21 protein-coding genes and 2 tRNA genes are annotated in these 25,415 nt (G+C 48.0%); 9 read left to right on the top strand and 14 right to left on the bottom strand.

The window, feature by feature from the left end; genetic code table 11:
• The first annotated feature begins 184 nt into the window (after positions 1-184).
• Positions 185-1,777, top strand: coding sequence for a DUF697 domain-containing protein (locus tag H6F51_01275; GenBank protein ID MBD1821152.1), 1,593 nt, complete (start codon positions 185-187; stop codon positions 1,775-1,777).
• On the opposite strand, the gene pheA is transcribed toward H6F51_01275, so the two are convergent.
• Positions 1,774-2,616 (bottom strand): prephenate dehydratase, encoded by an 843-nt coding sequence (gene pheA / locus H6F51_01270; GenBank protein MBD1821151.1) that lies wholly within the window; start codon positions 2,614-2,616, stop codon positions 1,774-1,776. The two genes, H6F51_01275 and pheA, sit on opposite strands and share 4 nt — an antisense overlap.
• Before the next feature lie 169 nt (positions 2,617-2,785).
• On the opposite strand from pheA, the gene H6F51_01265 reads away from it, so the two are divergent.
• Positions 2,786-3,358 carry a DUF1997 domain-containing protein gene (locus H6F51_01265; GenBank protein MBD1821150.1) on the top strand — a complete coding sequence of 191 codons (573 nt, stop codon included), beginning with the start codon at positions 2,786-2,788 and terminating at the stop codon, positions 3,356-3,358.
• Here H6F51_01265 and H6F51_01260 read toward each other — a convergent pair.
• From H6F51_01260 to H6F51_01240, 5 genes are all read right to left on the bottom strand, one after another.
• Complete coding sequence (locus tag H6F51_01260; protein ID MBD1821149.1) at positions 3,342-3,983, bottom strand: ribonuclease HII; 642 nt, start codon at positions 3,981-3,983, stop codon at positions 3,342-3,344. The genes H6F51_01265 and H6F51_01260 overlap by 17 nt on opposite strands.
• A 1-nt stretch (position 3,984) precedes the next feature.
• The gene (locus tag H6F51_01255; GenBank protein MBD1821148.1) at positions 3,985-6,114 is read right to left on the bottom strand and encodes a ribonuclease E/G; all 2,130 of its coding nucleotides are present in this window, start codon (positions 6,112-6,114) and stop codon (positions 3,985-3,987) included.
• Positions 6,115-6,534: 420 nt separating this feature from the next.
• Entirely contained in the window at positions 6,535-9,096 is a 2,562-nt protein-coding gene (locus tag H6F51_01250) for a TIGR03960 family B12-binding radical SAM protein (protein ID MBD1821147.1), read from the bottom strand.
• Between the two features lie 92 nt (positions 9,097-9,188).
• Positions 9,189-9,524, bottom strand: a complete 336-nt coding sequence (locus tag H6F51_01245) for an STAS domain-containing protein (GenBank protein MBD1821146.1) — start codon at positions 9,522-9,524, stop codon at positions 9,189-9,191.
• A 251-nt stretch (positions 9,525-9,775) separates the two neighbouring features.
• Positions 9,776-10,162: a hypothetical protein gene (locus H6F51_01240; GenBank protein ID MBD1821145.1), complete on the bottom strand. Its 387-nt coding sequence runs from the start codon at positions 10,160-10,162 to the stop codon at positions 9,776-9,778.
• Between the two features lie 292 nt (positions 10,163-10,454).
• Here H6F51_01240 and clpS point away from each other — a divergent pair, with 292 nt between their 5' ends.
• The 4 genes from clpS (at position 10,455) to H6F51_01220 (ending at position 12,172) form a co-directional block, all read left to right on the top strand.
• Positions 10,455-10,736, top strand: coding sequence for an ATP-dependent Clp protease adapter ClpS (gene clpS / locus H6F51_01235; GenBank protein ID MBD1821144.1), 282 nt, complete (start codon positions 10,455-10,457; stop codon positions 10,734-10,736).
• Positions 10,737-10,748: 12 nt separating this feature from the next.
• On the top strand, positions 10,749-11,573 hold the full coding sequence (locus H6F51_01230) for a CPBP family intramembrane metalloprotease (GenBank protein ID MBD1821143.1): 825 nt from the start codon (positions 10,749-10,751) through the stop codon (positions 11,571-11,573).
• 33 nt (positions 11,574-11,606) lie between these two features.
• On the top strand, positions 11,607-12,014 hold the full coding sequence (locus H6F51_01225) for a hypothetical protein (GenBank protein ID MBD1821142.1): 408 nt from the start codon (positions 11,607-11,609) through the stop codon (positions 12,012-12,014).
• An 86-nt stretch (positions 12,015-12,100) separates the two neighbouring features.
• Positions 12,101-12,172, top strand: a tRNA-Val gene (locus tag H6F51_01220).
• A gap of 456 nt (positions 12,173-12,628) precedes the next feature.
• Here H6F51_01220 and H6F51_01215 read toward each other — a convergent pair.
• The 3 genes from H6F51_01215 to H6F51_01205 form a co-directional block, all read right to left on the bottom strand.
• Positions 12,629-12,814 carry a hypothetical protein gene (locus tag H6F51_01215; protein MBD1821141.1) on the bottom strand — a complete coding sequence of 62 codons (186 nt, stop codon included), beginning with the start codon at positions 12,812-12,814 and terminating at the stop codon, positions 12,629-12,631.
• A gap of 338 nt (positions 12,815-13,152) precedes the next feature.
• Entirely contained in the window at positions 13,153-14,508 is a 1,356-nt protein-coding gene (locus tag H6F51_01210) for an HlyD family efflux transporter periplasmic adaptor subunit (protein MBD1821140.1), read from the bottom strand.
• A 79-nt stretch (positions 14,509-14,587) separates the two neighbouring features.
• A complete protein-coding gene (locus H6F51_01205) occupies positions 14,588-16,732 on the bottom strand; it encodes a peptidase domain-containing ABC transporter (protein MBD1821139.1) in 2,145 nt (714 codons plus the stop codon).
• Positions 16,733-17,154: 422 nt separating this feature from the next.
• Here H6F51_01205 and H6F51_01200 point away from each other — a divergent pair, with 422 nt between their 5' ends.
• The gene (locus H6F51_01200; protein MBD1821138.1) at positions 17,155-17,394 is read left to right on the top strand and encodes a hypothetical protein; all 240 of its coding nucleotides are present in this window, start codon (positions 17,155-17,157) and stop codon (positions 17,392-17,394) included.
• A 267-nt stretch (positions 17,395-17,661) separates the two neighbouring features.
• A complete protein-coding gene (locus H6F51_01195) occupies positions 17,662-19,257 on the top strand; it encodes an SAM-dependent methyltransferase (GenBank protein MBD1821137.1) in 1,596 nt (531 codons plus the stop codon).
• A gap of 150 nt (positions 19,258-19,407) precedes the next feature.
• On the opposite strand, the gene H6F51_01190 is transcribed toward H6F51_01195, so the two are convergent.
• The 4 genes from H6F51_01190 to H6F51_01175 all read right to left on the bottom strand — a co-directional run bounded on the left by H6F51_01190 (position 19,408) and on the right by H6F51_01175 (position 22,144).
• Positions 19,408-20,055: a TMEM165/GDT1 family protein gene (locus H6F51_01190; GenBank protein MBD1821136.1), complete on the bottom strand. Its 648-nt coding sequence runs from the start codon at positions 20,053-20,055 to the stop codon at positions 19,408-19,410.
• Between the two features lie 403 nt (positions 20,056-20,458).
• Entirely contained in the window at positions 20,459-20,755 is a 297-nt protein-coding gene (locus H6F51_01185) for a hypothetical protein (protein ID MBD1821135.1), read from the bottom strand.
• A gap of 5 nt (positions 20,756-20,760) precedes the next feature.
• On the bottom strand, positions 20,761-21,555 hold the full coding sequence (gene mazG / locus H6F51_01180; GenBank protein MBD1821134.1) for a nucleoside triphosphate pyrophosphohydrolase: 795 nt from the start codon (positions 21,553-21,555) through the stop codon (positions 20,761-20,763).
• 40 nt (positions 21,556-21,595) lie between these two features.
• Entirely contained in the window at positions 21,596-22,144 is a 549-nt protein-coding gene (locus H6F51_01175) for a metal-binding protein (protein ID MBD1821133.1), read from the bottom strand.
• 77 nt (positions 22,145-22,221) lie between these two features.
• Here H6F51_01175 and H6F51_01170 point away from each other — a divergent pair.
• Positions 22,222-22,294 (top strand) — tRNA-Val (locus tag H6F51_01170).
• A gap of 30 nt (positions 22,295-22,324) precedes the next feature.
• On the opposite strand, the gene H6F51_01165 is transcribed toward H6F51_01170, so the two are convergent.
• Positions 22,325-25,402, bottom strand: a complete 3,078-nt coding sequence (locus H6F51_01165; protein ID MBD1821132.1) for a PAS domain S-box protein — start codon at positions 25,400-25,402, stop codon at positions 22,325-22,327.
• Positions 25,403-25,415: the final 13 nt, after the last annotated feature.

Raw genomic sequence — 25,415 nt, 5'->3', positions numbered from 1 at the left:
TGAAGCGGCTCCGGTTGCACTCTCTGCTCCTGCAATCAACGGTTAGTCTCTAGCGGTTTGAGCAAGATGAAGCCCTCCGAGATTCGGAGGGCTTTTTCACGCTTAAATGGATTTCTATTGGGGCAGGTCAATCGAGGAACTTTGGCTTATCCTGGAAATCAGTGATCTGCAAAATGTATTAAGAATGTCTATTTCGTGGCAGCGATCGTTAGTTTTCGGCGGAATTGGCGCGGCCCTCTCGCTCTGGATTCTAGAAAATTTGACGCATACTCTGGGAGACTGGCTTCCTGCGATCGTGATTGGAAGCGGAGTGGCTTGGGCAGCGCTGAAATTTCAGAAAGACGATACTCCAAAAATTCGAGTTGAGCCAGTCTCTCTGAATCGAGTGCAGAATGAATTAGCTCAGGCAAAGGGCTTATTGGACTTGCTGGCGATCGAGACTCAGGATTTAACGATCGATGGCAGCGCTCAGCAACTCTCAGATCTGCGATCGCAGATCCATCAGATCACTTCAGATTTAAATCGTGAAGAAATTCGCTTTGCGGTTATGGGCGGAAAATCCGTCGGTAAAACGATGCTTGTTAATCTGCTAGAGCATCGTTGGACGAGTGAAGTTTCACAAAAGCTGGTAATTCAAGACACGCCAGAATTATTTGCGGCTACCGATAGTGGGATTATTGCGGAAAGAGATGCTTGGAAGCTTGCACGCTCGGCGGATGTCGTCTTATTCGTGACTAACGGCGATTTAACCTCAACTGAATTTCAAGCCATTCAACAAATTACTGCTGTCGGCAAACGATTAATTCTTTTATTTAATAAGCAAGATCAGTATCTGCCCGAAACGCAGCAAGTGATTCTGAATCATCTGCGCGATCGCATGTCTGGGATGCTTGCACCTCAAGATGTGATTGCGATCGCGACGAATCCAAAATCTCTAAAAATTCGGCAGCATCAATCAGATGGCACCTTCAAAGAATGGCTAGAAAAGCCAGAGCCACAAATTTTGCCACTGCTCGATCGCTTGAATCAGATTCTCTCGCAGGAAGGGCAGCAGCTTGTTCTAACAAGCTCACTCAGCAACGTTACTGCAGTTCAGGCTGAGGCGAAATCGGCCCTGAATCGGGTGCGACGCGATCGAGCCATGCCCCGGATTGATCAAGCTCAGTGGGTTGTGGCAGGAACAACGTTTGCCAATCCTTTTCCAGCATTAGATCTACTTGCAACTGCGGCAATTAATGGGCAGATGGTGATGGATTTGAGCAATTTGTATCAGCGTAAATTTACGCTAGAGCAGGCGAAAACGGTTGCGACCACGATGGCGAGCGTGATGGTGAAGTTAGGATTGGTTGAAGTTTCCACGCAAGCGATCGCCAGCATTCTTAAAACAAACGCCATTACCTTTGTTGCGGGTGGACTCATTCAAGGAGTAAGTGCGGCTTACTTAACTCGAATGGCTGGATTAACCCTAATTGAGTATTTTGAGAACGAGCCGACTGGAGAAATTAAGCAGGATGTGCTGCAACGGATCATGCAAAAGGTGTTTGAGCAAAATCGCCGCCTACCGTTTCTACAAATGTTTGTGAAGCAGGCAGTCGATCAGCTAGTGAAACCGACTATTGCATCTTCTCCCCAAATGCCGAAATCTCTTGATGGATTACCGGCTCCTCAAGAAGCACCATTAGAAATTGGGGCAAAGCTAGAAGAGGATACAAAGCTTAAACCGCTTCAGCCTTTATCCATTCCTGAACCCGTAGCGGTTCTGAATCAGGAAGCTTAGCTTGAGGGCAAAACGCTATAGCTGCCAAAAACTTTCAGCGTTTCTGTGCAAGTTGTCAATTCATCGAGTGCAGCTTGAATGGCATCTTGGCGAGTATCAGCTTCTAAATCAACGAAGAACACATAATCTCCTAGCGATCGCTTCGTCGGACGCGATTCAATTCGGCTCAAATTAATTCCTCGCTCTGCAAAAATCTGGAGCGGTTTCATTAATACGCCAGGTTTGTTTGCACTTACACTAAAGGCGAGAGAAGTCCGGCTTCCACCGGGAGATTGATCGAGACTTAGAACCAAAAATCGGGTGCAATTTTCTGGATGATCATTAATTGGAGAGGCAAGAATCGGCAGGCTATAAAGCTGAGCAGCTCTTTGCGAGGAAATTGCGGCGATCGTCTGGTCTTCGCCTAAATGCTGTAATGCTTCGGTGGTTGAGTTCGCGGCAATGAGTTGAACATTGGGAAGATTGCGATCGAGCCAATTCTGACATTGGGCTAGAGCTTGGGGATGAGAGTAGACAGTTTGAATCTCATCTAGGCGCTCTGCAATCGAGAGGAGAGCATGATTGATGGGCAGCACGATCGCGTGTTGAATCTTGAGCGTATCGAGTCGCCAAAGGGCATCGAGCGTCATTGTCACGCTTCCTTCGATCGAATTTTCAACTGGAACGACTGCGAAGTGCGCTTGCTCTTTTGCCACCGCTTCTAACGCCTGTGTAATGCTGGGATAGGGACAAAGAAACGCAGTTTCATTGCTTGTTTGAGTTAACCAGGTTAAATATTTCAGTGCAGCGGCTTCCGTATAGGTTCCGTGCGGCCCTAGATGCGCGATCGTCTGTGTCATCGCCTGTTTCCCAAATTCAAATTCATTTCTATATTCTGCTGAGTTTTGTAAAACCGTAATCTTTCGGCTAACTAAATAGGTTTATATTTCAAAAGATGAACATGGATTTCTGAAAAGGCTCTTAAAATTAGTTCATAATTAGAAAACTCCTTTGGATAACCATTCCCTGATGGATACTCGGTTCTCTGCTTCGCTCGGTGTCGAAATTGTTGTTCCAGACCAGCCTATTCATATTACAAATTATCTCCGGCAGCCTCAGCGAGTGGTGAATGCCTTGGCGGCATCGAGTCAGATTGAGCCACTGAATGAAGAAATCTATCGGCTGAAAATGCGTTCATTAAATTTTATGACGCTATCGATTCAACCTGTTGTTGATCTGCAAATTTGGGCAACTGAAACTGCGGCGATTAATTTACGATCAATTGCCTGCGAACTGCGCGGAATTGAGTACGACCAGTTTTTACTCAGCTTGCACGGGCAGCTTTCTCCTTATCAACAGCATGGCTTGACCTATTTAAAGGGACAAGCAGACTTAGCCGTTGAGGTTGAACTTCCACCGCCGTTTACCTTTATGCCTCGCCCCCTGCTGGAAACGGCTGGAAATAGTTTGCTGCTGAGCGTTTTGTCCACCATTAAGCAGCGCTTGCTCTACCAGTTGCTAGAAGACTACCGAAATTGGGTGGCGCTGCAGATGGAGACGAACACTCCAACTCATCCGATCGCGGCTAATCCTCTAAATTAAGCGCTAACTGCTGAATAGTTCGCTGAACTGGGGCATAAGTTCGACGATGATGCGGTGTGACTCCAAACTGGTCGAGCGCTTCTAAATGCTGCTTTGTTCCATAGCCTGCGTTGCGTTCCCAGCCGTATTGAGGAAACCGTTTTGCCAATTGCTGCATGAATCGATCGCGCCGCACTTTTGCAATGATCGAGGCGCAAGCAATCGCGTAACAGATAGCATCGCCATCGACGATCGCAGTGTGTGAACCAAGGTCAGCTTGCTTAATCGGACGACCATCAATTAACGCATGGTCGTAAGGTGCAATCCGAGAGAGCGCCCGTTGCATTGCAAGATAAGATGCCCGTAAAACATTGATTTGCTCAATTTCGTGAACCGTTGCGATTCCCACTCCAACGCCGACTGCGCTTGCTTTAATTTGATCAAATAAGCGCGATCGAGCGGATGCAGAGAGCAGTTTAGAATCTCGAACTCCCTCCAGCATTTTGCACTGAGGCGGGACGAGAACGGCAGCCGCAACGATCGGCCCTGCCAGACAGCCTAACCCCGCTTCGTCTACACCTGCAACACGAAGCAGTCCTTGCTTCCACAAAGACTGCTCCGTTTCTAAGGTCGGATTCTGCGGCACGTTATTCTGTCACTGTTGCCGACGATCGCCGCCGTCTGCGTCTGATGGGGGCATCCTCTTCGGGTTCGGGTGCTGCTTCCGGTTCGGGCGCTTCAACTTCTGCCGCTTCAATCTCTACTGCCTCTACTGCAATCTCAGATGCGTCTTCTTGAATCGGTGCTTCTACAAGCTGATCCACAGATTCCTTATCCTCTGGAATTTCCGTTGTAACGGCTTCCTCAGTTTGAACTGGGGCTTGAACCGCTTCAGGAGGAGGCGCTTCTCCGGGAAGTAGAACCGAAACGATCGCAGATTTCGGATTTTTGACCTCTTGACTTGACAGAATCAGGGGTGAAATTCCCATCCAGGCATAGACTTCCTGCTCGTCGGGAGTCATTTCGACATAGACGACTTCGGGCGGTTCAGCCGGGGTTTTGTTAAATCGATCGCGTCTCGAAGAACGATTGTTTCGCCGATCTTCGTAGCGATTTTCACGCGGCGCTTCTTCAGCAGGCGCATCAGCCACAGGTTCCGGCGTGTATTCGGTCGATCGTGGAACTAGCGTCGGAGCAGGTGGCGAAAACCCATTCGGGCGTGTGCCAGATTCTTCCCAACGGCTCGGCTTGGGTGGGGCTTCGCGCACTGGAGTCTCATTGCGTGTAAACTCACGCGGAGAGTCTTCACCAATTCGAGGACGACGGCGACGACTTCTTGCCGATCGACCCCGTTCTTGATAGCTCGGATGATGTAGAAGCTCTAGATCCGACTCACCCCCATCATTATCGAGATCGTCGCCTTCCCAGAAAGCCTCGGTTGCAGGCGGTGCAAGTTCTCGTCGGGGTTCAGTCCGTCCTGCAGGAGCGTATCGAGCAGCAGGGCGCTGTTCTAGGCTTTCACCTTCTTCAACCGCATCGACTTCTCCAGGAAGGTGAACGACGTGCCCTAAACCGCCACAAGTGGGACAAGGACGACCAAACAATTCATAGATGTTCTTTCCTTGCCGTTTCCGTGTCAGTTCGACGAGACCGAGTTCTGAGAGCTGAGAAATCTGTGGTTTCGCTTTGTCCGAGCGTAGCGCTTTATTGAAGTGTTCTAAAACTTGCAATTGGTCACGTCGCGACTCCATATCGATGAAGTCTACGATGATCACGCCTGCGATATTTCTTAAGCGTAACTGCCGGGCAATTTCGGTTGCCGCTTCGCAGTTTGTCCAGAGTACGGTTTCTCTGGCGGTTGCCGATCGTGTGAACGAACCAGAGTTGACATCAATTACGGTCAGGGCTTCAGTCCGCTCAATGATGATATATCCGCCAGAGGGCAGATCCACTCTTGGCTTCAGCGCTTCTCGAATTGCGGCATTGACGCGGAAATAGTCGAGGATGGAAATGCGATCGCGATGATGGTCGATCAGAATGCCTTGAGGCGCTTTCCCGCCCCCCCAGTTTAATAACTGCTGTTTAACGCGCTTTAATCCAGTGTGAGAATCGACAACGATCCGGTTGACATCAGAACTATAGACATCCCGCAGAACTTTTTGAATAAAATCATCATCTCGGTTCAATAGGGCAGGCGCACGAGTGGAGCCTGCTTCTTGCAAAATGGCTTCCCACTGCCGCTGGAGCGTTTCCAAATCCTCCATAATGGCTTCTTCGGGCATTCCTTCGGCTTCGGTGCGAATGACGATTCCCATGCCGGCGGGCTTAATCAGAATCGCCAAGGCCCTGAGACGGTTACGTTCGTTCTCATTGCGAATCCGGCGGGACAAATTCACGCCACGACCATAAGGCATCAGAACCAGATAGCGACCCGGCATCGAGATGTTTCCGGTTAGGCGTGGGCCTTTATTTCCGGTCGGCTCTTTCATTACCTGGACGAGAACCTTTTGCTGCGGAGCAAGCAGTTCGGTGATTGATCCAGCCGATCGCTTGAGTCGCAACGGCCCTAGATCCGAAACGTGAATAAATCCGTTTCGTTCAGAGTCACCGATATTTACAAATGCAGCATCAATTCCAGGTAAAACGTTCTCGACAATTCCTAAGTAAATGTCGCTCACCTGATGGCTTCCGGTGGCAACGATTAATTCTTGAATTTGATCTTCTGAAAATACAGCAGCGATTCGATGCTGCTCAGCAATTACAATTTGCTTTGGCATTCAATTTCCTCAAATCTGGGGGGCGATCGAAGCTTTGAAGTTTCGCTTCTTTCGCAACGAAAAAACAGGAGTGTGACCTCTCAAATCGCGTATCTAAAACACGATCAGTCCGAGCAGTGTTCAGCGTGAGTGGTTCTGAAAAACCGACGACCTCAAACCGATCCTCACTCTGACGATAGACAGTCAACGAGTGAACTTCGATCAAACAGGCAGCGACCGTAATTGTCCGCCGCATCTGGATGAAGAATAGCGAAAATCTGGCAAACAGGCTGAGTAAGACTCTAAGACCAACACCCGACAGCATCTACGGGGATTCTTAGCTCACTACAGCCTGTGATGCAAAGCATTATAACGTGCGGATCTGCATCTGTACCAATTTTGACGATTTGAATTTGAGGAGTGAAGTAAAAGAAAGTTTGATTACGCCAAAAAGAGATGGGAGCGGTGGATGGTTAAAAGAGATAATTCTTGTCCAGCTACTTGTTCAAGAATCTTAATCATCTGCTCCGGCTTCAATAGCGTTCCATCATTCTGGCAACTGCCGATGTATTGCAACGTGGCTTTTTCCGCAGTCGATTCAAGCAATTGCAGGTTAAATAAGCGATCGCGCACGTCTAACGGGTAGGTTTTTCCCGATTTTGTCGTTTGCTCTAGCCAAATCTCAGACTTTGCTAAGACCTGATCGATCCAAGCTTGCCAGTCTGCTTCCGTTTCGGCTGCCACTTCGAGCCGATATTCGGCTTTTTGCAGTAATACGGCTGCTGCGGGTTGCTGTGGATCGACTTCTTCAATCTCATAAATCGGAAGGTCTGCTGGAAGTTGAGCCGCAAGTTGATTGCGGAACTCTTCTACGTTCATCGATCGCGTTAATTCAAAATCGACGATTTCACCAGAGCTACTCACGCCGAGCGGTAGGGCACTGGCGGGGACAATTCGGGGCGAGGGGTGAAATCCACCTGTAAAGGTAACCGGGATCGAAGCGCGACGGACTACACGATCGAACAATCGCATCATGTCCAGATGGCTCAGTAACGCCATTTCGCCTTGTTTGCCCATCCGAACCCGTAATCGTTGCGCTCGTGTTTGATTGGGCTGGAAGTGTCCCGAAAATTCAGGAATCTCAAGGGGCGGAATCACAATATTGTGTCCAAAATCGACTCCACAAACGCCGCAATGAGAACAGCCCTCAAACGAGCAATCGGGAACGATCGCAGCTTCCAGCGCTCTTTGTAGATCCTCTTTCAGCCACTTCTTATCAATTCCCGTATCTAGGTGATCCCAGGGCAGAGGGGCATCGAGCGAAATCGCCTCATTCGCTTCAAAAATATTCCATTCACCACTTTCGACTTGGCGATATTTCCAGCTTACGCCTGCTTCGTCGATCGCTTGTGTCCACGCGCCAAACGCTTTTTCCAGGCTCTCCCACCAAGAGTCCATGCCTGCACCCAGTTCCCAAGCGCGTTGTACCACTGGCGCGAGTCGACGATCGCCTCTACCGACAAAATCTTCCATTGCCGAAATCCGGGTGTCGGTGAAATTGATTTTTACGCCTTTGATTGATCGAAAGGCATCTTTTAATAAGGCTTGTTTGCGCTTAAATTCAGCCGTTGAAACCGAATGCCATTGAAATGGAGTATGCGGCTTTGGCGTGAAGTTAGAAATGGTGACGTTGAAATCTAACCGTCTGCGTCCTTGCTTGGTGCATTCTCGCCGCAGCCACCGAATCGTGTCCGCAATGCCTAAAACGTCTGCATCCGTTTCGCCGGGAAGCCCAATCATAAAGTACAGCTTGACTTTGTCCCAGCCTTGCTCAAAAGCCGTTTTCACGCCGCGCAGTAGCTCTTCATTGGTCAGCCCTTTGTTGATAATGTCGCGCATTCGTTGAGTTCCGGCTTCTGGCGCGAAGGTAATTCCCATTTGACGAGTGCCGCCGATGATGTTTGCAATGTTTTCATCGAAGCGATCGACCCGTTGACTCGGCAACGACAGCGAGATGTTTTCTCCTTTTAATCGATTCTTGATTTCGACTCCGACTGCGGGCAGCGCTAAATAATCGGAGCAACTGAGCGACAGCAGCGAGAATTCGTTATATCCGGTCGCTCTCATCCCCGTCTCGATCGCGTCTACCACCTGCTCAGGTTCGACATCCCGCGCTGGACGGGTCAGCATTCCCGGCTGGCAGAATCGGCAACCTCTGGTACAACCGCGCCGAATTTCGATCGTTAAACGATCGTGGACGGTTTGCACATAGGGAACTAGCCCGATCGAATAGGCTGGAATCGGTGTGGCGACCCGTCGCAGAATTCGTTTCGGGACATCTGGACGATTCGGATGCACGGAACCATCTGGAGCCATTTCGTAAAATCGCGGCACGTAAACCCCAGGAATTTGAGCCAAATCCAGCAGCAGTGCCTCGCGGCTTAATCCTGCGGCTTTGCCTTCTTCGACCACTAACCCGATTTCCGGTAAAAGTTCTTCCCCATCGCCCAACGCCACAAAATCGAAGAAATCAGCGTAAGGTTCAGGGTTTGAAGTGGCCGTTTGTCCGCCTGCAAAAATTAGGGGATCAGTCTCCGATCGTGCCTTCCAAGTCAGGGGAATTCCTGCAAGGTCGAGCATTTCAAGAATGTTTGTCGCGCCGAGTTCGTAACTGAGGCTAAATCCAAGAATGTCGAAATCTGTTAATGGACGGCGCGATTCCACCGCAAACAAAGGCGTTTCCGTTTCGCGTAGTTTAGCGGCGAGGTCGGGAGCAGGAAGATAGGCTCGATCGCACAACTGACGCGGCTGAGTGTTTAGAATGCTGTAAAGAATAATATGACCGAGATTCGATGCCCCAACTTCATAAATCTCTGGGTAAGTCAGCACCCATCGCACCGTCGCCTCATCCCAAGGTTTGTGAACGGCTCCTAGCTCATTGCCAAGATATCGAGCCGGACGCAGAATATCTGTTGTCAAAAGAGCTTCTACTGCAACTGCCACAATTCACCTTGCCTTTGTTGAACGTCGGGTCGATTCCTTAGTATATCGACGATCGTTCGATGCCTGTCCAAAAGCAAGGCAATCAAGCCTATCTAAGCGGTTGTCTGTTCAAATGCAGCAACGTTCTCAAAGATCTCGAAGACGCGATCGAGCTGGGTGAGTTCAAACACAATTCGGACTGGCACGCTGACAGCACAGAGGCTGAACCGCTTCCGATTCTCTTGCGCCAGATTTAGCGCCGAAACCAATGCCATCAATCCGGCACTGTCGAGCGACTCTACCTGACTCATATCGATCAACAGAGCATTATTTTTCTCAGACAACACGGCTGTCTGGAGTTGCTGTCGCAATTCTGCGGCATTTGCAGCGTTAAGGGAGCCGCAAGGACGAATGATGGCAGCTTGGGAATGGACGAGCAAACTCTGCATAACTCTAATTACCCTTCGATCTCAAACACGATTTTCCTGTGAACGCTCTGACGATAACTGGACTCTCTTTACAACCGCCAGAAAAGCTTTGGAAATTTGCAGAAACTTTATTCGATCGCAATGATTGTTTAAGTTTCCCGGTAAAGGGTTATGTTAGTAAAGTGTAGAAATTTATACAAATTTATACCTTTTCTAAGTTAGGCTGATCCTTTCACGACTCTAGAGAATATCAATTTGTAGATGCTAAAAAATTAGGATTCTTTCCCAAATAGCTCTGGACGCGCTTGCCAGATGTCGTGAATAAATTGATGCAGATAACGATGAGAGAGCGGATTTTTACCTTTAAACTCTGCGCCAAGCCGAGCCAGTAAGGGCAATACTTCGACATCTAATGCTTCTTGAAATAAAGTGGCAGGACACATTAAATCAGAGCCATCCTGAAGGTTTTGCACGGTTAAGCGATCGTACTCTGTCCAACTAACGCACTCCGGAGCCGTGACTAGCGCGATCGGTCGTACCCAGCACAAATGTCTCGTCTTTACATACTGCACCACCTCAGCATACAGGCGCGAGTGGGCATGTTCGAGAAAAACGATTTGGTAAGGTTGAAAATTGAATTGCTGGAAACTATCAACCATAAGAGAAGATCTGATCGAGCTAGCTTCAATTCTAAAATTTTGATTCAATAATCCGCTACTCCAGTTCTGATTGATCGATTCGGGGCGATATGGCTAGAATAAAAGCGATGCACATCGTGAAGAATCGCTAAGCTAGAGACGATCGTGCACATTACTTTTCTACCCGAATGGCGTGTTGAACTGTTGTCTCAGTTCGCCCTTGAAATCATGACGCTCAGTTATGACGCTCAGTTGGGTGGGAATCTTCTGTCCATTAACTTGACCCCTAATCGCTAACGGAGAGGATAGAACTGTGTCTGTTGAGACCATTGAAAAGCGTTCAACAACTCGAAAACTTGCGCCGCGCTACCGTGTTTTACTACATAACGACGATTACAACACGATGGAATATGTAGTACAGGCGTTGATGGAAACGGTTCCAAGCCTGACTCAGCCGCAAGCCGTCAATATCATGATGGAAACTCATAACAGTGGTGTGGGCTTGGTGATTACTTGCGCTCAGGAACACGCAGAGTTTTACAGCGAGACGCTGAAAATGAAAGGGTTGGATAGTACGATCGAGCCTGACGAATAACCCCAACGCTGCTTGAAAATTAATTTTGCTGTTATTTCTCACCGCCCAACTCCGATTCGGATTGGGCTGTTTTTGTTGACGCTGTTGGTGCTGTGGCTACCGCTGAAACTTCCGATCGAATGGGCGATCAGCGTGTTTTATGGCACAACCGATGCGGCTCGAAATCTCGCTTCAATTTTGACGCTTGTTGTTCTGTATCTAGAATTTATTGTTTTAGTCAAATTTTGGGGGTGGTTTGTCTATCGTGAGCCTTTGTTTAGAACTTACGGATTGAGACAGCCGCGCCAGAATTTCAGAAATCTTTTGCAGGGATTAGCGATCGGCTTTGGCAGCCTGTTTCTCCTATTTGTGCTTACAGGAATCTTGGGTTGGGTGCAGTGGCAAACTCCTTCGAGTACCTTCCTGCGAATCGCTCTAGAAGGTGGCGTGATGGCGATCGCGATCGGGTTTGCCGAAGAATTACTATTTCGGGGTTGGTTGTTGAGTGAACTCGATCGAGGATATTCTGCTAGCGTCTCGCTTTGCACGAGCAGCATCCTCTTTGCGCTGGTACATGGAATTCGCCCTCAATTTCCGGCGCTGCTGATTCTGGGGCTGATCTTGGTGTGGGGGAAGCGAGCCACACAGGGACGGTTAGGATGGTCGATCGGGTTTCATGCAGGTTTAGTTTGGGGCTATTACCTGGTGAACGTGGGACAGTTGATTACCGTCTCGCATCGGGTTCCAGCCTGGGTAACGGGGATCGATCGCAATCCGTTAGCCGGAATCATGGGAATTTTGGCATTGGGTGCGATCGCGATTGGAGTGCGATCGGCAGCGTTGAAAGCAAGATTTTGATGAAGAATAAAAGAGGCAAGTTAGGTAAAAAGAATGGGACAGTACGATCGCTTGATCCTGATGGCAGAAGATGAACTGACGCAATACAGCACCGATGCCCGCAAAATCGAAAAGCTACGCCAAAAAATTGGTTTATCCGTGTCGGCAGCAGAGCAAAAACAGGTTAAAGAGCAACTTCTAGCGGACATACCAACCGATCCAATCAACAAACTGATTGAGGAGCAGCGTCAGACCGTTGCCCTTCCGTTTTGGGGAATTGCGGGATTGGGCTTGCTGCTCGGAATTTCGATGTCACAACCGCTCGATTTTATTGCCACGATCGCGGGAGGTGCAATCGCATTTCAAGTTCAGAAAATCGGCTGGAGACTGCAAGCAAAACGCCTTGTTCTCAAGACGCTGGAAGATATCGAAGAACGAGTTCGGAAGCCCGATTCGGTCTAATTTTCGCTGAGAACTTCAAATCGATTGGAGTTCTCAGATTTAAAGACTAGACAATATCTCAGCAGTTTGATATTGTATTTAATCACGGGCGATTAACTCAGTGGTAGAGTGCATCCTTGACAGGGATGAAGTCACTGGTTCGAATCCAGTATCGCCCATAGATTTCGGGATTCTGAGTTTCAGGAATCCCCAAAAAATTCTAAAATCGAAACACAACATAATAGGAGCATCGCGGCTTGGTTTTTGCAATCAGGCTTGTTTTCCTAGGTGTGTGAAATGTTGATGTGTAAGTCTTTAATATCGATGTCTCACACATGGATTCTATTGTGCTTTTGTACTAACGGAACGCGACTGCACCTAAAAAGCCCTCTAGAATCAAGGAAAAAGTAGGACTTACAGAGGATTGAACATGACAGGCGGTAAAGCTTCTAAACAAGTTTGTAAGCTGACAGAGCGGTTACCCTGCAAAGAGCCTCAGAAAATCGGGTAAGGCCTGCCGAGAGATCGTTGCTAAACGATTCGGCATTTTCTATACCGAAAGCCACGCGCACAATGATGTATCGCGAGAATTAGGGCGGATTCAGGGAGAATTCTAGATATTAACGCTGTTAGAACTAAGAAGCTAGAGCGGTTGGACAGTTATCTGAGCAAACTTTCTGAAACACCGTTGGGGAGCGACTCGCTTGCGGCACATTTGATTCTTGACGCGCCGCTAAATCTTCCACGATCCCCACCAACCCTCGATTCAAGCGCTGATTGCCTAAATTCACTGACTCTAATTCTTCATGTGCCCAACTCATGGCGCTATTCTTCAACTGCTACTTCGCTAATTTACTCAGTTGAGTCAAAAAGTGGCGCAATTCTTACTCTCTTACTGTTCTTTCCTTAATCTTCGCAGCATTAGTCTTCGCAGCATTTCTCAACTTGCTATTATTCTCTTCCCAAATTCTAGTCTTACTAATTCTGCTCGTTTGTAAGTTGACCTTCCCTGTTTGACTCTCAAGTTGCTGTATTTTGTTTAACTACATAAAGAAAAAGATCGACTGATGCGTCAAGAACAACTACAGTAACGCTTCTATCGATCACCCAAACCTTGAAGCTTTTTAAGGAACCTATGACTAAAGAATAATTTAAATCCCTAAATATTACTTATAAGTCGCGATTTTCTAAGGATGAATTGCAGTACTGTTTCCTGTTGCGAAATAATACTAACCTGTCCTTCCATACCTGATTGAATCACGCATTCTCGCTTACCGTTAGTTAGCATCAGTTGGATCGGTTGAATCGTCACCTCATAAAGTCTCTGTTGAGATGACGATTCGGCATCGACTGAGCCAGAGCTAGATTGCTTCTCTAGGTATCCCACATCTGGTGAAATCGATTGGACAATTCCTCTCAGGATACCATAATCAGGATAGGGACAGGCTGAAACACGCATCTCTACTGACTGCCCGATTGCAACCTTACCAATATCCTGAGGAAAGACTAACGCTTTCACGACTAACTCATCATGCTTGGGAGCGATCTGGGCAATGGTATCGCCAACTCGAACAATCTGATCGGGATTGCGGAGTGTTAGACCCTGAATAATGCCGGAAATCGGCGCACGGATAATAGTCGATTGAATTTGGGTTTCTATTTGTTGTAGTTCTTGTCGATCGTAGCTTAGTTTAGTTTCAACCTCTTTGCGTTGCTGTCCTAGTTGAGCTTGCTCCTGCATTAAGCGAGCGATCGCAGCAGTTCCCTGTGCCTCTTCTTGCCCAATCCGTTCTCTGGCTTTTTTCACCGCTGCATTGCTGGGATTCAACGCTGTTTTTACACGTTCTAGTCGAGCGTTGGCAATTTTCATAGCTGTTTCCTTCTCTCGGATTTGCAACTCAGCTATCGCTCCAATTTGCGCTAATCCGCGATATCGATTCAGCTCTTCCTGTGTTAAAGCCAGTGCTGCTTCTGCTTCCTGCAATTCAGCAACCGCTGTGATTTGACGATCCTGATAGATGCGCTGATTCAAGTTAAGATCCGCTTCAGCCCCTGCAACGGTACGGTTTGACTGCTCGGTTGCAGCTACGATTTGTTGACTGATAGCTTGGAGTTGCGCCTGATTCTGCCGCAATTGCTGCTCCATCTGGGCAATACTGTCTTGAAGTTGCCGTTTCTTAATTTGAATTTGGGTATCGTCAATATAGGCAATTGTTTGCCCTGCTTGGACGGTCTGATTACTGCGGACTTCAATACGATCAACTTTGCCCTCTCCTGCTGCTTGAACCAACCGCAGTTCACCCGCTGGACGGACCTTAGCTTGGGCGGCTTGCACTACCATCCTGTAAGGCAGAACAGCAGATAACAGAATAGCTCCCGCAAACCCAACGAGCAGCACCAATCCCCCTACTGTCGTCCACTGACCAATGGGTGGCAGAAATTCATTAGGCTGAGCAGCATAGAGGGATGAAATAGGTTTTTCTTCTGATTGGAGAGGTCGTTTAATCTCGGTCATAGGGAGAGACACGGTTAATGACTAAATTATTTCTGAGGGGCAAGCCGTGCAATTTCCTCCGCTGAAATCTCATACTTAATTAAGGTCTGAGGAAGTTCAAATGATTGCCTGGAATTTGAAGTAGATCGTCTGGGGTACCCTGCACTTTTAACTCACCCTGCTCTAGAAAGACCACCCAATCGGCTCGTAAAATTGCACGGGGACGATGGCTGATGATAATAGTGGTTTTGTCCTGACGATGAAACAGTAGCTTGTCTAGTACACGATTTTCTAGCAACGGGTCAAGGGCAGCAGTGGATTCATCCAGAATTAGCACAGGTGGATTGTTAACCATTGCCCGAGCAATCGCTAACCGTTGCCGTTGCCCACCGGAGAGATTTGCACCGAACTCACCTAACACCGTTTGATATTTATCGGGCAGTTCGCTAATAAACTCATCTGCCATTACCATTTGACAAGCAGCGACAATTTGCTCAAAGGATGCGTCAGGAAAAGAAAAACAAAAGTTTTCCAAAATCGATCGACTCCAAAAGTGAGGCTCTTGCGGTACCAATACAACCTGCTGCCGCAGGCATTCTAGCGACAAATCTTGCTGATTATAGGAACCCAAACGAATATTGCCGGATTGAGGCAGGTACAGTCCTGCTAGCAATTTTGCTAGGGTACTTTTGCCGCAGCCTGACTCGCCAATCAAAGCAATAACCTTCCCCCCTCGAATCTTTAAGTTAAAGTTTTTCAGCAAATCCACTCGACCCGAATGGTGAAAGTTGAGATCTTTGCAGAGGATGTCTGCTGTACCCGGAATGGCTACCCAAGGCTTTTTATTCAGATTATCGTCTTCTGGTGTGGCATCTAGCACCTCTGAGAGGCGTTGGATGACAACTTGAGCTGTAATCAATTCATCTACCACTCCCACCAGCAACGCCAGAAAGCCGAGGAAGTTTTCGCTCATGCCATTGAAGGCAATCAGTTGTCCAATGCTCAGTTGCTTGTTAATCACAAAAAAACTGCCAAAGCATAGTACCCCTATAGTAGCGAGATTGGAGAGAACCCCCGTTGCGGTACTGCTGTAAAGTCCTAACTTCAGGGTGCTCCAGTTGAGATTTGCCAGACGACCAAAGTTGCGTTGATATTCATTCCAGGCTTGAGGGGTCGCCTGTGTTGTCTTCAGCACCATCGCCCCCCGAAAGGTCTCTACTAAGAAGCCCTGATTTTCGGCTCCCTCAATAATCTGCTGACGCGTTTTTTGGCGTAGGGCTGGCAGAAAAAGCAGGTTGATCCCAATGACCAGCATAAACGCCACCAACGATGCGAGAGTCAGTTGCCAACTGTAGAGTAACATTACCCCTAAAGAAACGATTGCCACAAAGAACTGGCTCGGCACCTCCAGCAGCAGTTGTGACACCAGTGCATTCACCCGTCTCACATCGCCGATGCGGCTAACGACTTCTCCACTGCGACGGGCATCGAAGTAGGACAGGGGTAGTCGCAACAGCTGGTAACCGTAATCAAGAAGCAGTCCAAATTGCAACCGTTCAGTAAATTGACCAATCAGAATTGACTGTACAAAGCCGATTGCACTGCGAAACAAATTCATCGCGATTACTGCGATCGCGACCGTTGTTAAAAGTTGCACATCCCCTCGCACCAGCACATCATCGGTAAGCAGCTGCATCGTCACAGGGATGACCAGGGCTAACAGACCAATGACAATGTTAATTGCGATCGCCTCTAGCAAAATCCAACGATAGGGGAAGGCTCGTTTCAGGAATCGCCCGAAGCCTTTAACTTTGTCTCCTGGTTGAGCGTAAAAGCGTTCTTCATTAGGTCGCAGCAGTAGCATGATGCCATTGTGCCACCCCTGAAGCAATTGTTGACGGGTTAGATAACGCAGCCCGATAGCAGGGTCAGCAATCACGTACTTCTTGCGTCGCTCTCCATAGAGGACAACCCAATGATTGCCTTTCCAATGAATGATGGCGGGCAGAGGAGCTTGATTCAGTCGATCAACTAATTCCGGTGAGGCTTGTACCTGATGAGCATGGAATTGCAATGCTTCTGCCCCTCGTCGCAATCCCAATAAGGTCGTGCCCCGCGGTCCCGTTCCAACTGCTTCTCTAGTGCGGCTTAGAGCAAGGATTCGACCATAGTATTGAGCAACGGTGGCGAGACAAGCCGCACCGCAATCTTCTTCACTATATTGAAGGACAACAGGGTATTTCAACTTGATAAATGACAGGATTCGTTAAGCGAACTGTGAGTAACGGAGGGTTTTGTGAAGCGCAGCTTCACGACAGGTACAAAATCTGAAAATTCCCATCTTTTGAGGAATACATTACATTACCTAGAAAATCCCATTTGAGTAACACCTTTGTGAGCTCAACAAGAATAGAGACATTCTATATTCAAAAGTGCCTGACTGCGCTAAACGATCGTAGGCGAGATCCTTAATAGGTGATTGGTACAGCGGAGTTAGAAAAAACTCGGTGGAATAGTTGGCAGCGATGCCCCTTAAACAGCAACGTAATTTAATCGAGCTATGCAGTAGTGCAGAAACAGTAATTAGAAGTTGAAGGCCTCCCCTAGTTCTCCCCGGTTGTTGATTAGAGTAATTCCATTGTTTCTGATTAACTAAGAGGTTTCATCATGAGTCATGCAACAGACAATATCAATCGTTCTATCTCCCTAGTGGAAAGCATCAAAGGCTATGTGTCTGAGGTGTCCGATGATGCAGCAGCTACTTTGCAGGGAGGTGCAGGTGGAGATAGTTCAACAAAAGATGGAAAAAAGGAAGAGATTTGGTACGGTGATCTGCGTCTTAAACCAGATTCACTGTCTACATCTTCTGTATCTTTTTTAAAGATTAAATTTACGGACGTGATGTGAGATAACGCTAGAAATCACTGAAATCCCTAAGTTGCTTAGATTTCAGTGATTGAGCAGCAGAATCACCTGGAATGCTTGTTCCAATCAGCTTTCAAGCTTTTTTGAGCTCATTCCACAACAAGTCTAAAGCGTTGACATTGCTTAGTAGTACTTCATCGCTTAGAGCAGAGGTACCGCATCGTGAAGTTGGCTAGGAGATCATGGCTGCTCGTTGAATGAGAATTAGCCTGACCTCCCCCTCCTAAAAAATTCGCCCTACTGATTCTTATGCAAACTTCTTCTCCCACTCTTCTCGAAAAACAACAGCGTTTTTCCCAATCCCTTCTATGGCAACTCCAGCGCAACTTTTATAATCAGCAGGGCATCCAAGCTTGGAACAGCGGCGTCCTTCCTCACTATGCCACTAGCAACCCGACTATAGCCTACGCTTACGCCAAAGTTATCTTAGCCTACCTACGTGATCATCTCCAGAACCATACACTTGACCCCAGCCATCCCCTCTATATTCTAGAACTGGGTGCAGGATGTGGTCGTTTCGCCTTCTACTGCCTGCGCTACCTGCAACGCCATCTGCCGCTTCTAGGAGCTTCTCTGCCTCCAGTGGTGTATGTTATGAGCGACTTTACCCAAAGTAATCTTGACTACTGGCAGCACCATGGCCACCTAAAACCCTTCCTCGAAGCAGGTATTCTAGACTTTTCTGTAGTAGACGCAACTGCGATCGATAGTCTCTACCTGGCTCACTCTGGACAGCGCATCTCCGCCACTTCTTTGAAAAATCCTCTGATTGCGATCGCCAACTACTTCTTCGACTGCATTCCCCAAGATGTTTTTGTGATTGAAGGCGGTAAGCTTCACGAAAGCCTTGTCACCCTGACGACCAGCCACCCTACCCCCGACCTCGAAACTCCTGACCTCATCGACTCCTTAGACATCACGTTCATTGACCAGGAGACTACCTCTAACTATTACAACGACCCTCACTTCAATGCTATTCTAGCCAACTACCAGACTACTCTCACCGATACAACTCTGCTGTTTCCCTCTACTGCTCTCAAGTGCTTACGCCAACTCCATCAATTAGCGCAGGGACGTTTGCTGCTCCTATCTGCTGATCAGGGTTATAACCGATTTGAGGACTTGCGGGATGGACTCCACCCCCGTCTTAATCCTCATGGTCAATCATTTTCGATGATGGTCAACTTCCATGCGATCGGGCAATACACTCAACACCTCGGCGGCACCTGGCTCACTACTCCCCATTACCGCCCCAGCTTCACCATTAACGCATTCCTCTTCAGCGACTTAGAACAATCCTTAGCTCAAACCCAGGAAGCTTACAATGAGCACATCTTGACGGGCGGTCCCGATGATTTCTTGGCTTTTAATCAAGGTCTCGACTCTCACTACGATGCCCTAAGCCTGTCTCAACTGCTGGCCTATCTGCGCCTAAGTCACTGGGACTTCATTATCTTCTGGAGCGCCTTTCCATCCTTGATGGGCAAGCTGAAGGATGCTCCCAAAGTCCTTTATCCTGATATTTTGACCGCTGTACAACAAGTATGGCTCAACTATTTCCCAATTCAAGAAGAATTCGACCTGGCTTTTCTATTGGGAACTGTGCTTTACACCTTGGGTTACTTCCCCGAAGCTCTGGAGTATTGGCAACAATCTCGACAACTCTATGGTGAAGATCCTAGCACTCTCTTCAACATGGCAATGTGTCATTATCGCCTGCACCAGCTTGAGCTAGCGATTGACTTCATCCAGCAAACCTTAGCCCTCGATCCTGACTTTGAGGGTGCCAAGGCTAAATATCTTGAATGGCAAGCAGAATTGATGCAACAAGCTCACACAGCGTAACCTAAAGCAGGGCAGTCATGTTAACTGGGTATGTTCAAAATAAGCTCAATAATCCTTGAACATTTAGCCTTGCTCAATTTTACGCAGCACCCTTTAGATCTTGATAGGGATGAAGTCACAAGTTCAACCTTGTATCGCCTATTCTGTATCTTACATGCCCTCGAACCAGGTCACGAGTGCGAACACGAAGAACAGGATTCCACCGATGAGTGTAACGGTGCGTTCTGAGATGTGCGAAGCGATCAAACGACCCCCGAAAACCGCGATCGCACAGCAAATCGCATGACCCAGGATCGCTCCGATCGTAACGCCGATCGCATTATTCGATGCGGCAAGCACCATTGTATTAATCTGAGTTCGATCGCCCCATTCAGCAATAAACGTCAAAGTAAATGCCTCTAACGTGATGGCAAACGGCGTTTTTTTGCGAAGATTCGCTTCAGCTTGAGAAACCGCTTCGAGTGCTTCTCGCTCGGCATCAGAGGCACAGTCTACGCTGGCAACCAGCGACTTATCGCGACACTCAACGGGCATTTTGCTGGCATCGTAGAGCATCTTAAAGCCGAACCCGACAAACAGAGCGATCGTGCTCCAATAAACGATTTGCTCGGGTAGAAGTGCGGCAAAATGACCCAAGAGCACTGAGAGTAGCGTCATTGCCGCTAACGCTAGCGTTGCTCCTGCGAACACATATCGGCGGGAATGACGCATCGCTAAACACATCGCGATAAAGAACGTCTTATCCCCCAATTCCGAAACGGTAATGAGCAACAAACCTGCTGTAAATGCTGTTAACATAAGCTCCTCTCAGATCGATGTAGGGATGAACTGAGTGAGCTTGATGCGAGGGAAAAAAATGACTCCACCAAGCTCACATCAGTCTGTGAACTTCGTGAAAGTCTCGCTTACAAAGGTACTGAGGCTTCAGTGTTTCTTTGTCGCTTGAACCAGGCTCATCGCCAGTATGTTGATTCAAGCGGGCTGAGTAAATCAGCAGCTACTCCCCTTCAAACTTCAATAATTGTATCTGAGAAGGAGGCAAATTCTACACCTTTTTACGATCATTAAGGAATGTGTAACTTTTTTCTCAATTCATGAGGTGTAAGTTTCAGCAGATCAGGACCGATCGGAGCCTTTGGAGTTGTTAAAGGGTTTTTCCTAGTTTCTGTTGGGACTCCAGCCATTTTTGTCGCTGGTTCACCTAGAAGTTTTTATTGTTTCTGTGAACCCCCGGAGCGAGTTTGTGAACCGCAGGACTGAATTTGTAAACTCCGGGAGTCAGTTTGTAAACTCCTGAAGCCAGTTTGTAAACTCCAAGACTAAGGTTGAAAACTCCTAGAGCGACTTTGTAAACTCCTGAAGCCAGTTTGTAAACTCCTGGAGCGACTTTGTAAACTCCTAGAGCGACTTTGTAAACTCCTAGAGCGACTTTGTAAACTCCTAGAGCGCCTTGACGATCACCCTGGCAGATTCCACTCGCTACGCCTGAAAGTCGCACATCGCCTATCGTTCCTTGGCTAATTTTGCTTTTGCCTGCTGCCAAAACTGCTCTAGCTCTTCAAGGGAATACTCGGAAAGAGGGCGATCGACGACGCTCTCCATCTGAACTAATCGTTGAATGAAGCGATCGTTTGTGCCCTGAAGCGCTTCAGCCGGATCAAGGTCTGCCCATCTTGCCAGATTAATGATCGTAAATAGTAAATCTCCGAGTTCTGCTTGCTGGTTCGCTTTACTTTCGTGCTGAAGCGCATGCTGGAATTCGGCTAATTCTTCGTGAAACTTGTCCCAAACGCCGTCGATCGAGTCCCATTCAAATCCAGCTTTCGCAGCTTTTTGGGAAATTTTCATTCCTGCCATCAAAGGAGGCAGCGATCGGGCGTATTTTCTCAGCTTGTCGCTTAATGTTGGCTCTTCGTGGCTTTCTGTGGCTTTGATCTTTTCCCAATTCTGATGCACTTCGTCGATGCTTTGAACTTCGAGGTTATCAAAGACGTGGGGATGACGACGAATCAGTTTTGCGGTGATGTTTTTGGTGACGGTTGTGAGATCAAATTGCTGCTGATCTTTTGCCACCTGCGCTTGAAGAACCACTTGCAGCAACAGATCACCAAGTTCGTCTGCGATCGCAGCTTCGTCCGCGCTCCGGAGCGCATCCACTACTTCATAAGCTTCTTCAATCACGTAGGGAATTAAGCTCTGTGGAGTTTGCGCCAAATCCCAAGGACAGCCTTTTACTGGATCTCGCAGTTGGGCAACGACTTCGATTAACTGTTGCAGCGCTTCTAGCGTTTCAGACATTGAAGAATTCATAAGACATCCCGGATTTTCACTCAATACTTTAGCGCTTTCGTCGCTTGTTCCATCGTTTGATCGTAGACCCAATCCAATCGCTCAAACTGTGACTCATGGCACCGAGTTCTAAGCCGATCGTCAAGGCTAGACACTCGATCGATGCCCGCTGGATGAACTGAATCGCTTGTCCGAAAGTGGCTATCACTGACGATTGTGCAGTTGTTTGCCAATCAACGGTGTTGCCGAGAAGCTGTTGAGCGATCGCGCCGCTGACGATTGCTACGATCGCAAATAAAGCAATCCAAATGCCGAGGTAAAAAATTCGTCCGATCGTGCCGATGATTGCGCCGTGGGAGAAAATCGATCGGTGCTTTAAACTCCGGCGATAAGGAAGCCAAATCCACCGCAAAACGCCCCAGCGCTTGTACTGCTGCGAGTAGATATCTAAATCGGGTCCAAACATTAATCCAGCAAATAAAAAACCACCTGAAACGAGCAGGGTGAGATTGCCACTCTGAGTCAGTCCGAACGTTGTCGCGGCAACGATCGGTAAACTCCAGAGGGTGATGCTGTCATGGGTACGACCAGAGGGCATTAGGTAGAGTAAAAAAGAAATCTAGATCAAATCGTAATCAATTCTGAATTATCTGGTATATTAATTAAACGGTCATCGGGCGATTAGCTCAGTTGGTAGAGCGCCTCCCTTACAAGGAGGATGTCGGGGGTTCGAGCCCCTCATCGCCCATATAAAATCAATTCAAATCAACCAACGGCATCAAGCATCATCTGGCAGTACTTGTGCAATTGCCTCTACTAATTGCTCTGGCTCAACCGGCTTGACTAGATGGAGCTGAAATCCGGCAGCTAACACTTGTTGCTGATTGATCTCACCCGCGTAAGCAGTTAATGCAATTGCTGGAATTTGTTTACCTTCGGGGAGCTGCGATCGGATCTGGCTAATCAAGGTATAGCCATCCATTTGCGGCATACCGATATCTGAAACCAAGACATCCGGCTGCGCTTGCTCAAACTGTTGAAGCGCATTAGCGGCAGAGACAGCAGGAATGACGATCGCGCCTGCTGTCTCCAGTATGAATTGACTAAGTTCTAGAGTATCAGCCTCATCATCGACAACCAACACCCGAAGTCCTGCTAAAGCTAGGGCAGGTTGCGGGGCTGTCTTTGTCTTAATTTCGGGAGATGCTTCAGACAGCAGAGGAAGCTGAACAGTAAAGATTGCGCCTTGACCTTCTCCCAGGCTTTCTGCTTTAACACTTCCTCCATGCAGTTCAACAATATGTCGGACGATCGCAAGCCCTAACCCCAACCCACCGAAGGTTCTCGTAGTACTGCTATCTGCTTGGCGAAAGGTGTCAAAAACATAGGGTAAGAACTCAGGTTTGATGCCTTTACCTGTATCTCTGACTTGAATTTGAGCCTGTGAGCCAATCTTGGTTAATTGGATTTCGACTTGCCCTCCTGTTGGCGTAAACTTGAGTGCATTCGATAGTAAGTTCCAGACCACTTGCTGTAAGCGACCTGCATCTCCTAACACGGAGCCCATATTCGCTTCAAATTGGGCTTGAATCTGAATGTTCTTTGATTCAGCAGCTAGACGAACAGTTTCGATCGCAGCCTCAATAGTTGATGCCAGGTTCACAGGGTAGGGGTTCAAGCTAAACTTACCCTGCAAAATGCGAGCGATATCTAGTAAATCTTCAATCAGTTGGACTTGTAGCTGGGCATTTCGTTCGATCGTGGCAAGCGCAGTTGCAGTTCTTTCTGCATCGAGTGTTCCTTTCTGCAACAATCTTGCCCAACCTAGGATTGGGTTCATTGGAGTGCGAAGTTCGTGTGAGAGAACGGCTAGGAATTCATCTTTCATTCGGTTCGCTGCTTCAGCTTGGAGTTGCGCCTGCTGAGCTTCTAGATATAAGTAGGCATTGTCTAGAGCAAGCGCTGCGCGTCGAGCCAATTCCTCAGCAAGCGACAAGTCAGCCAGACTGTAAGAATGACCAGATTCTGCCGAGATAAACGAAATTACTCCTAAAGTTCTTCCACGAACAATCAACGGCACTATCATGACGGATTTTAACCCTAGTGCCCGTAGAATCTGTAAATGTTCAGCATCACGTGCCCCAGCAATAAGCTGCTCCTCGGAAATCTCTGGATAGTACTCCGGTTGTCCAGTACGAAGCACCTGTGCTATCCCATGAGGAGCATTTAGATCGGGTGGATAGCGACGATGAAGCTCTATGCCCCACTCTACCTTAGCTGGATCAATGTGAGCAGTTGCAAGCCGCTCTAGGGAACCTCCGGCATTGAGAATATCAACGGCACACCAATCTGCCAGTGTTGGAACAACTAGCTGAGCGACGCTCCTTAGCGTAGACTGATACTCTAGTGAAGAGTTCAGCACTGTCCCTGCTTCTGCTATAAACTGTGCACGACGTTCGGCGCTTTCAGCCGCTAAACGAGCAGACTGCTCACAGCGCAATAAGTATTCGCGTTCAGCCTCAACTTGTTTGCGCTCAGAAATATCGCGAATGATACTCAAAATCACAGCTTCAGTTTCAGTGACTGTACTTTGAGCACTGACCTCAACCGGAAAGGAGCTACCATCCTGACGACGGTGGACTGTTTCAAACAAAATCCCACGTTGATATGCTTGGCTAAACTGGGCGTTGAGCGACGAGTAAGTTTCGGGCGATCGTAGATCAGAGATAGTTCGGGATAATAGTTCTGCACGGCTATAGCCGTAGGCATTGACTGCGGCTTGGTTGGCTTCTAGAATTTGCCCATCTCTCCGGATATATAGCACAATGTCACGGCTATGTTCAGAGAGTAACTGATACCGTTTTAATGCTTTCTCTGTCTGTTTGCGCTCAGTAATATCCAAAAGCGAAACAATCACTCGTTCATAGGATTCTGAAGGAGGCGGAAAGGTGATACTAAACCAGACCTGCAACTGTTGACCCTGTAAGGTTTGCAATACGGTTTCTGTAGCAAATTGGGTTCTCCCTGTAGCAATCGCCAATAGTTCCTCAATAAACGCTTCACGGGTTTCGGGGGTGAAGATTTGGGGCAATGAGTGCAATAACTCTGCTTTTGTTTGAGCACCAAATAGAAGTAGAGATGCTTGATTGACATCGCGCAGGCGCACCATCTCAACTGCTCGTTGCACAAATTCAGGATGCTCAGTGAAGTACTGTCGAAAATCTTGAACTCCTGATGTTTTGAGTTGGTCGATCGCTGCTTTTACCTCCGAGAAATCTTCTTCCCAAATTGAAACACCCACTGCTTCAAAAATATAGCGATAACGCTGTTCTTGAGCAATCAGTGCCGTTTCCATCTGTTTACGATCCGTGATGTCAAGCGCAGTGCCGAAGAAATTAACCGTGCGTCGAGACCCACCTTCTCCCTCAAACTGGGCTTGTCCGTTTGCTAACACCCACCGTTCGGTGCCGTCCTTCCAAACAAGCCGATACTCAATCTCGTAGGTTCCTGACGATTGAGGATCAATCGCAGCATTCACCGCAGCCGCGACTCGTTCTCGATCGTCGGGGTGTATGCGCTCTAATACTTTTGGTAATGGGATCAAGACGGTATCCTCTGGCTCACCCCAGATTTCCCGCATTCGCTGATCTATCTCGACGCAATTGGTATCCAGACAGAGTCGCCAGCCGCCAAGCCGACCAACCTGAATCGCAAGCCGTGCCCACTCTTCCCTTTCTCGCAACGCTTGTTCTTGCTGCCTGTACTGTTTCTCGCGTTGTTCCAATTCTTGAACCCGTTGGCGTAACTGGGCCAACTCATCAAGCAATTCTTCTTTTGTTGTTTCCCGATCTACCATGTGAATGAGCCTG

The organism is Cyanobacteria bacterium FACHB-DQ100, from assembly GCA_014695195.1.
In the GTDB taxonomy this organism is placed as follows: Bacteria; Cyanobacteriota; Cyanobacteriia; order Leptolyngbyales; family Leptolyngbyaceae; genus Leptolyngbya.
The sequence above is the reverse complement of the archived record's forward strand: the minus strand, read 5'-3'. Positions and strand labels throughout refer to the sequence as shown.

Coding starts and splice junctions, on each gene's coding strand:
- mazG (MBD1821134.1), bottom strand. CDS start 21,555: ATGTCTGAAACGCTAGAAGCGCTGCAACAGTTAATCGAAGTCGTTGCC.
- H6F51_01225 (MBD1821142.1), top strand. CDS start 11,607: ATGGGACAGTACGATCGCTTGATCCTGATGGCAGAAGATGAACTGACG.
- H6F51_01275 (MBD1821152.1), top strand. CDS start 185: ATGTCTATTTCGTGGCAGCGATCGTTAGTTTTCGGCGGAATTGGCGCG.
- H6F51_01190 (MBD1821136.1), bottom strand. CDS start 20,055: ATGTTAACAGCATTTACAGCAGGTTTGTTGCTCATTACCGTTTCGGAA.
- H6F51_01245 (MBD1821146.1), bottom strand. CDS start 9,524: ATGCAGAGTTTGCTCGTCCATTCCCAAGCTGCCATCATTCGTCCTTGC.
- H6F51_01165 (MBD1821132.1), bottom strand. CDS start 25,402: ATGGTAGATCGGGAAACAACAAAAGAAGAATTGCTTGATGAGTTGGCC.
- H6F51_01265 (MBD1821150.1), top strand. CDS start 2,786: ATGGATACTCGGTTCTCTGCTTCGCTCGGTGTCGAAATTGTTGTTCCA.
- pheA (MBD1821151.1), bottom strand. CDS start 2,616: ATGACACAGACGATCGCGCATCTAGGGCCGCACGGAACCTATACGGAA.
- H6F51_01175 (MBD1821133.1), bottom strand. CDS start 22,144: ATGCCCTCTGGTCGTACCCATGACAGCATCACCCTCTGGAGTTTACCG.
- H6F51_01200 (MBD1821138.1), top strand. CDS start 17,155: ATGAGTCATGCAACAGACAATATCAATCGTTCTATCTCCCTAGTGGAA.
- H6F51_01240 (MBD1821145.1), bottom strand. CDS start 10,162: ATGGTTGATAGTTTCCAGCAATTCAATTTTCAACCTTACCAAATCGTT.
- H6F51_01195 (MBD1821137.1), top strand. CDS start 17,662: ATGCAAACTTCTTCTCCCACTCTTCTCGAAAAACAACAGCGTTTTTCC.
- H6F51_01210 (MBD1821140.1), bottom strand. CDS start 14,508: ATGACCGAGATTAAACGACCTCTCCAATCAGAAGAAAAACCTATTTCA.
- H6F51_01255 (MBD1821148.1), bottom strand. CDS start 6,114: ATGCCAAAGCAAATTGTAATTGCTGAGCAGCATCGAATCGCTGCTGTA.
- H6F51_01215 (MBD1821141.1), bottom strand. CDS start 12,814: ATGAGTTGGGCACATGAAGAATTAGAGTCAGTGAATTTAGGCAATCAG.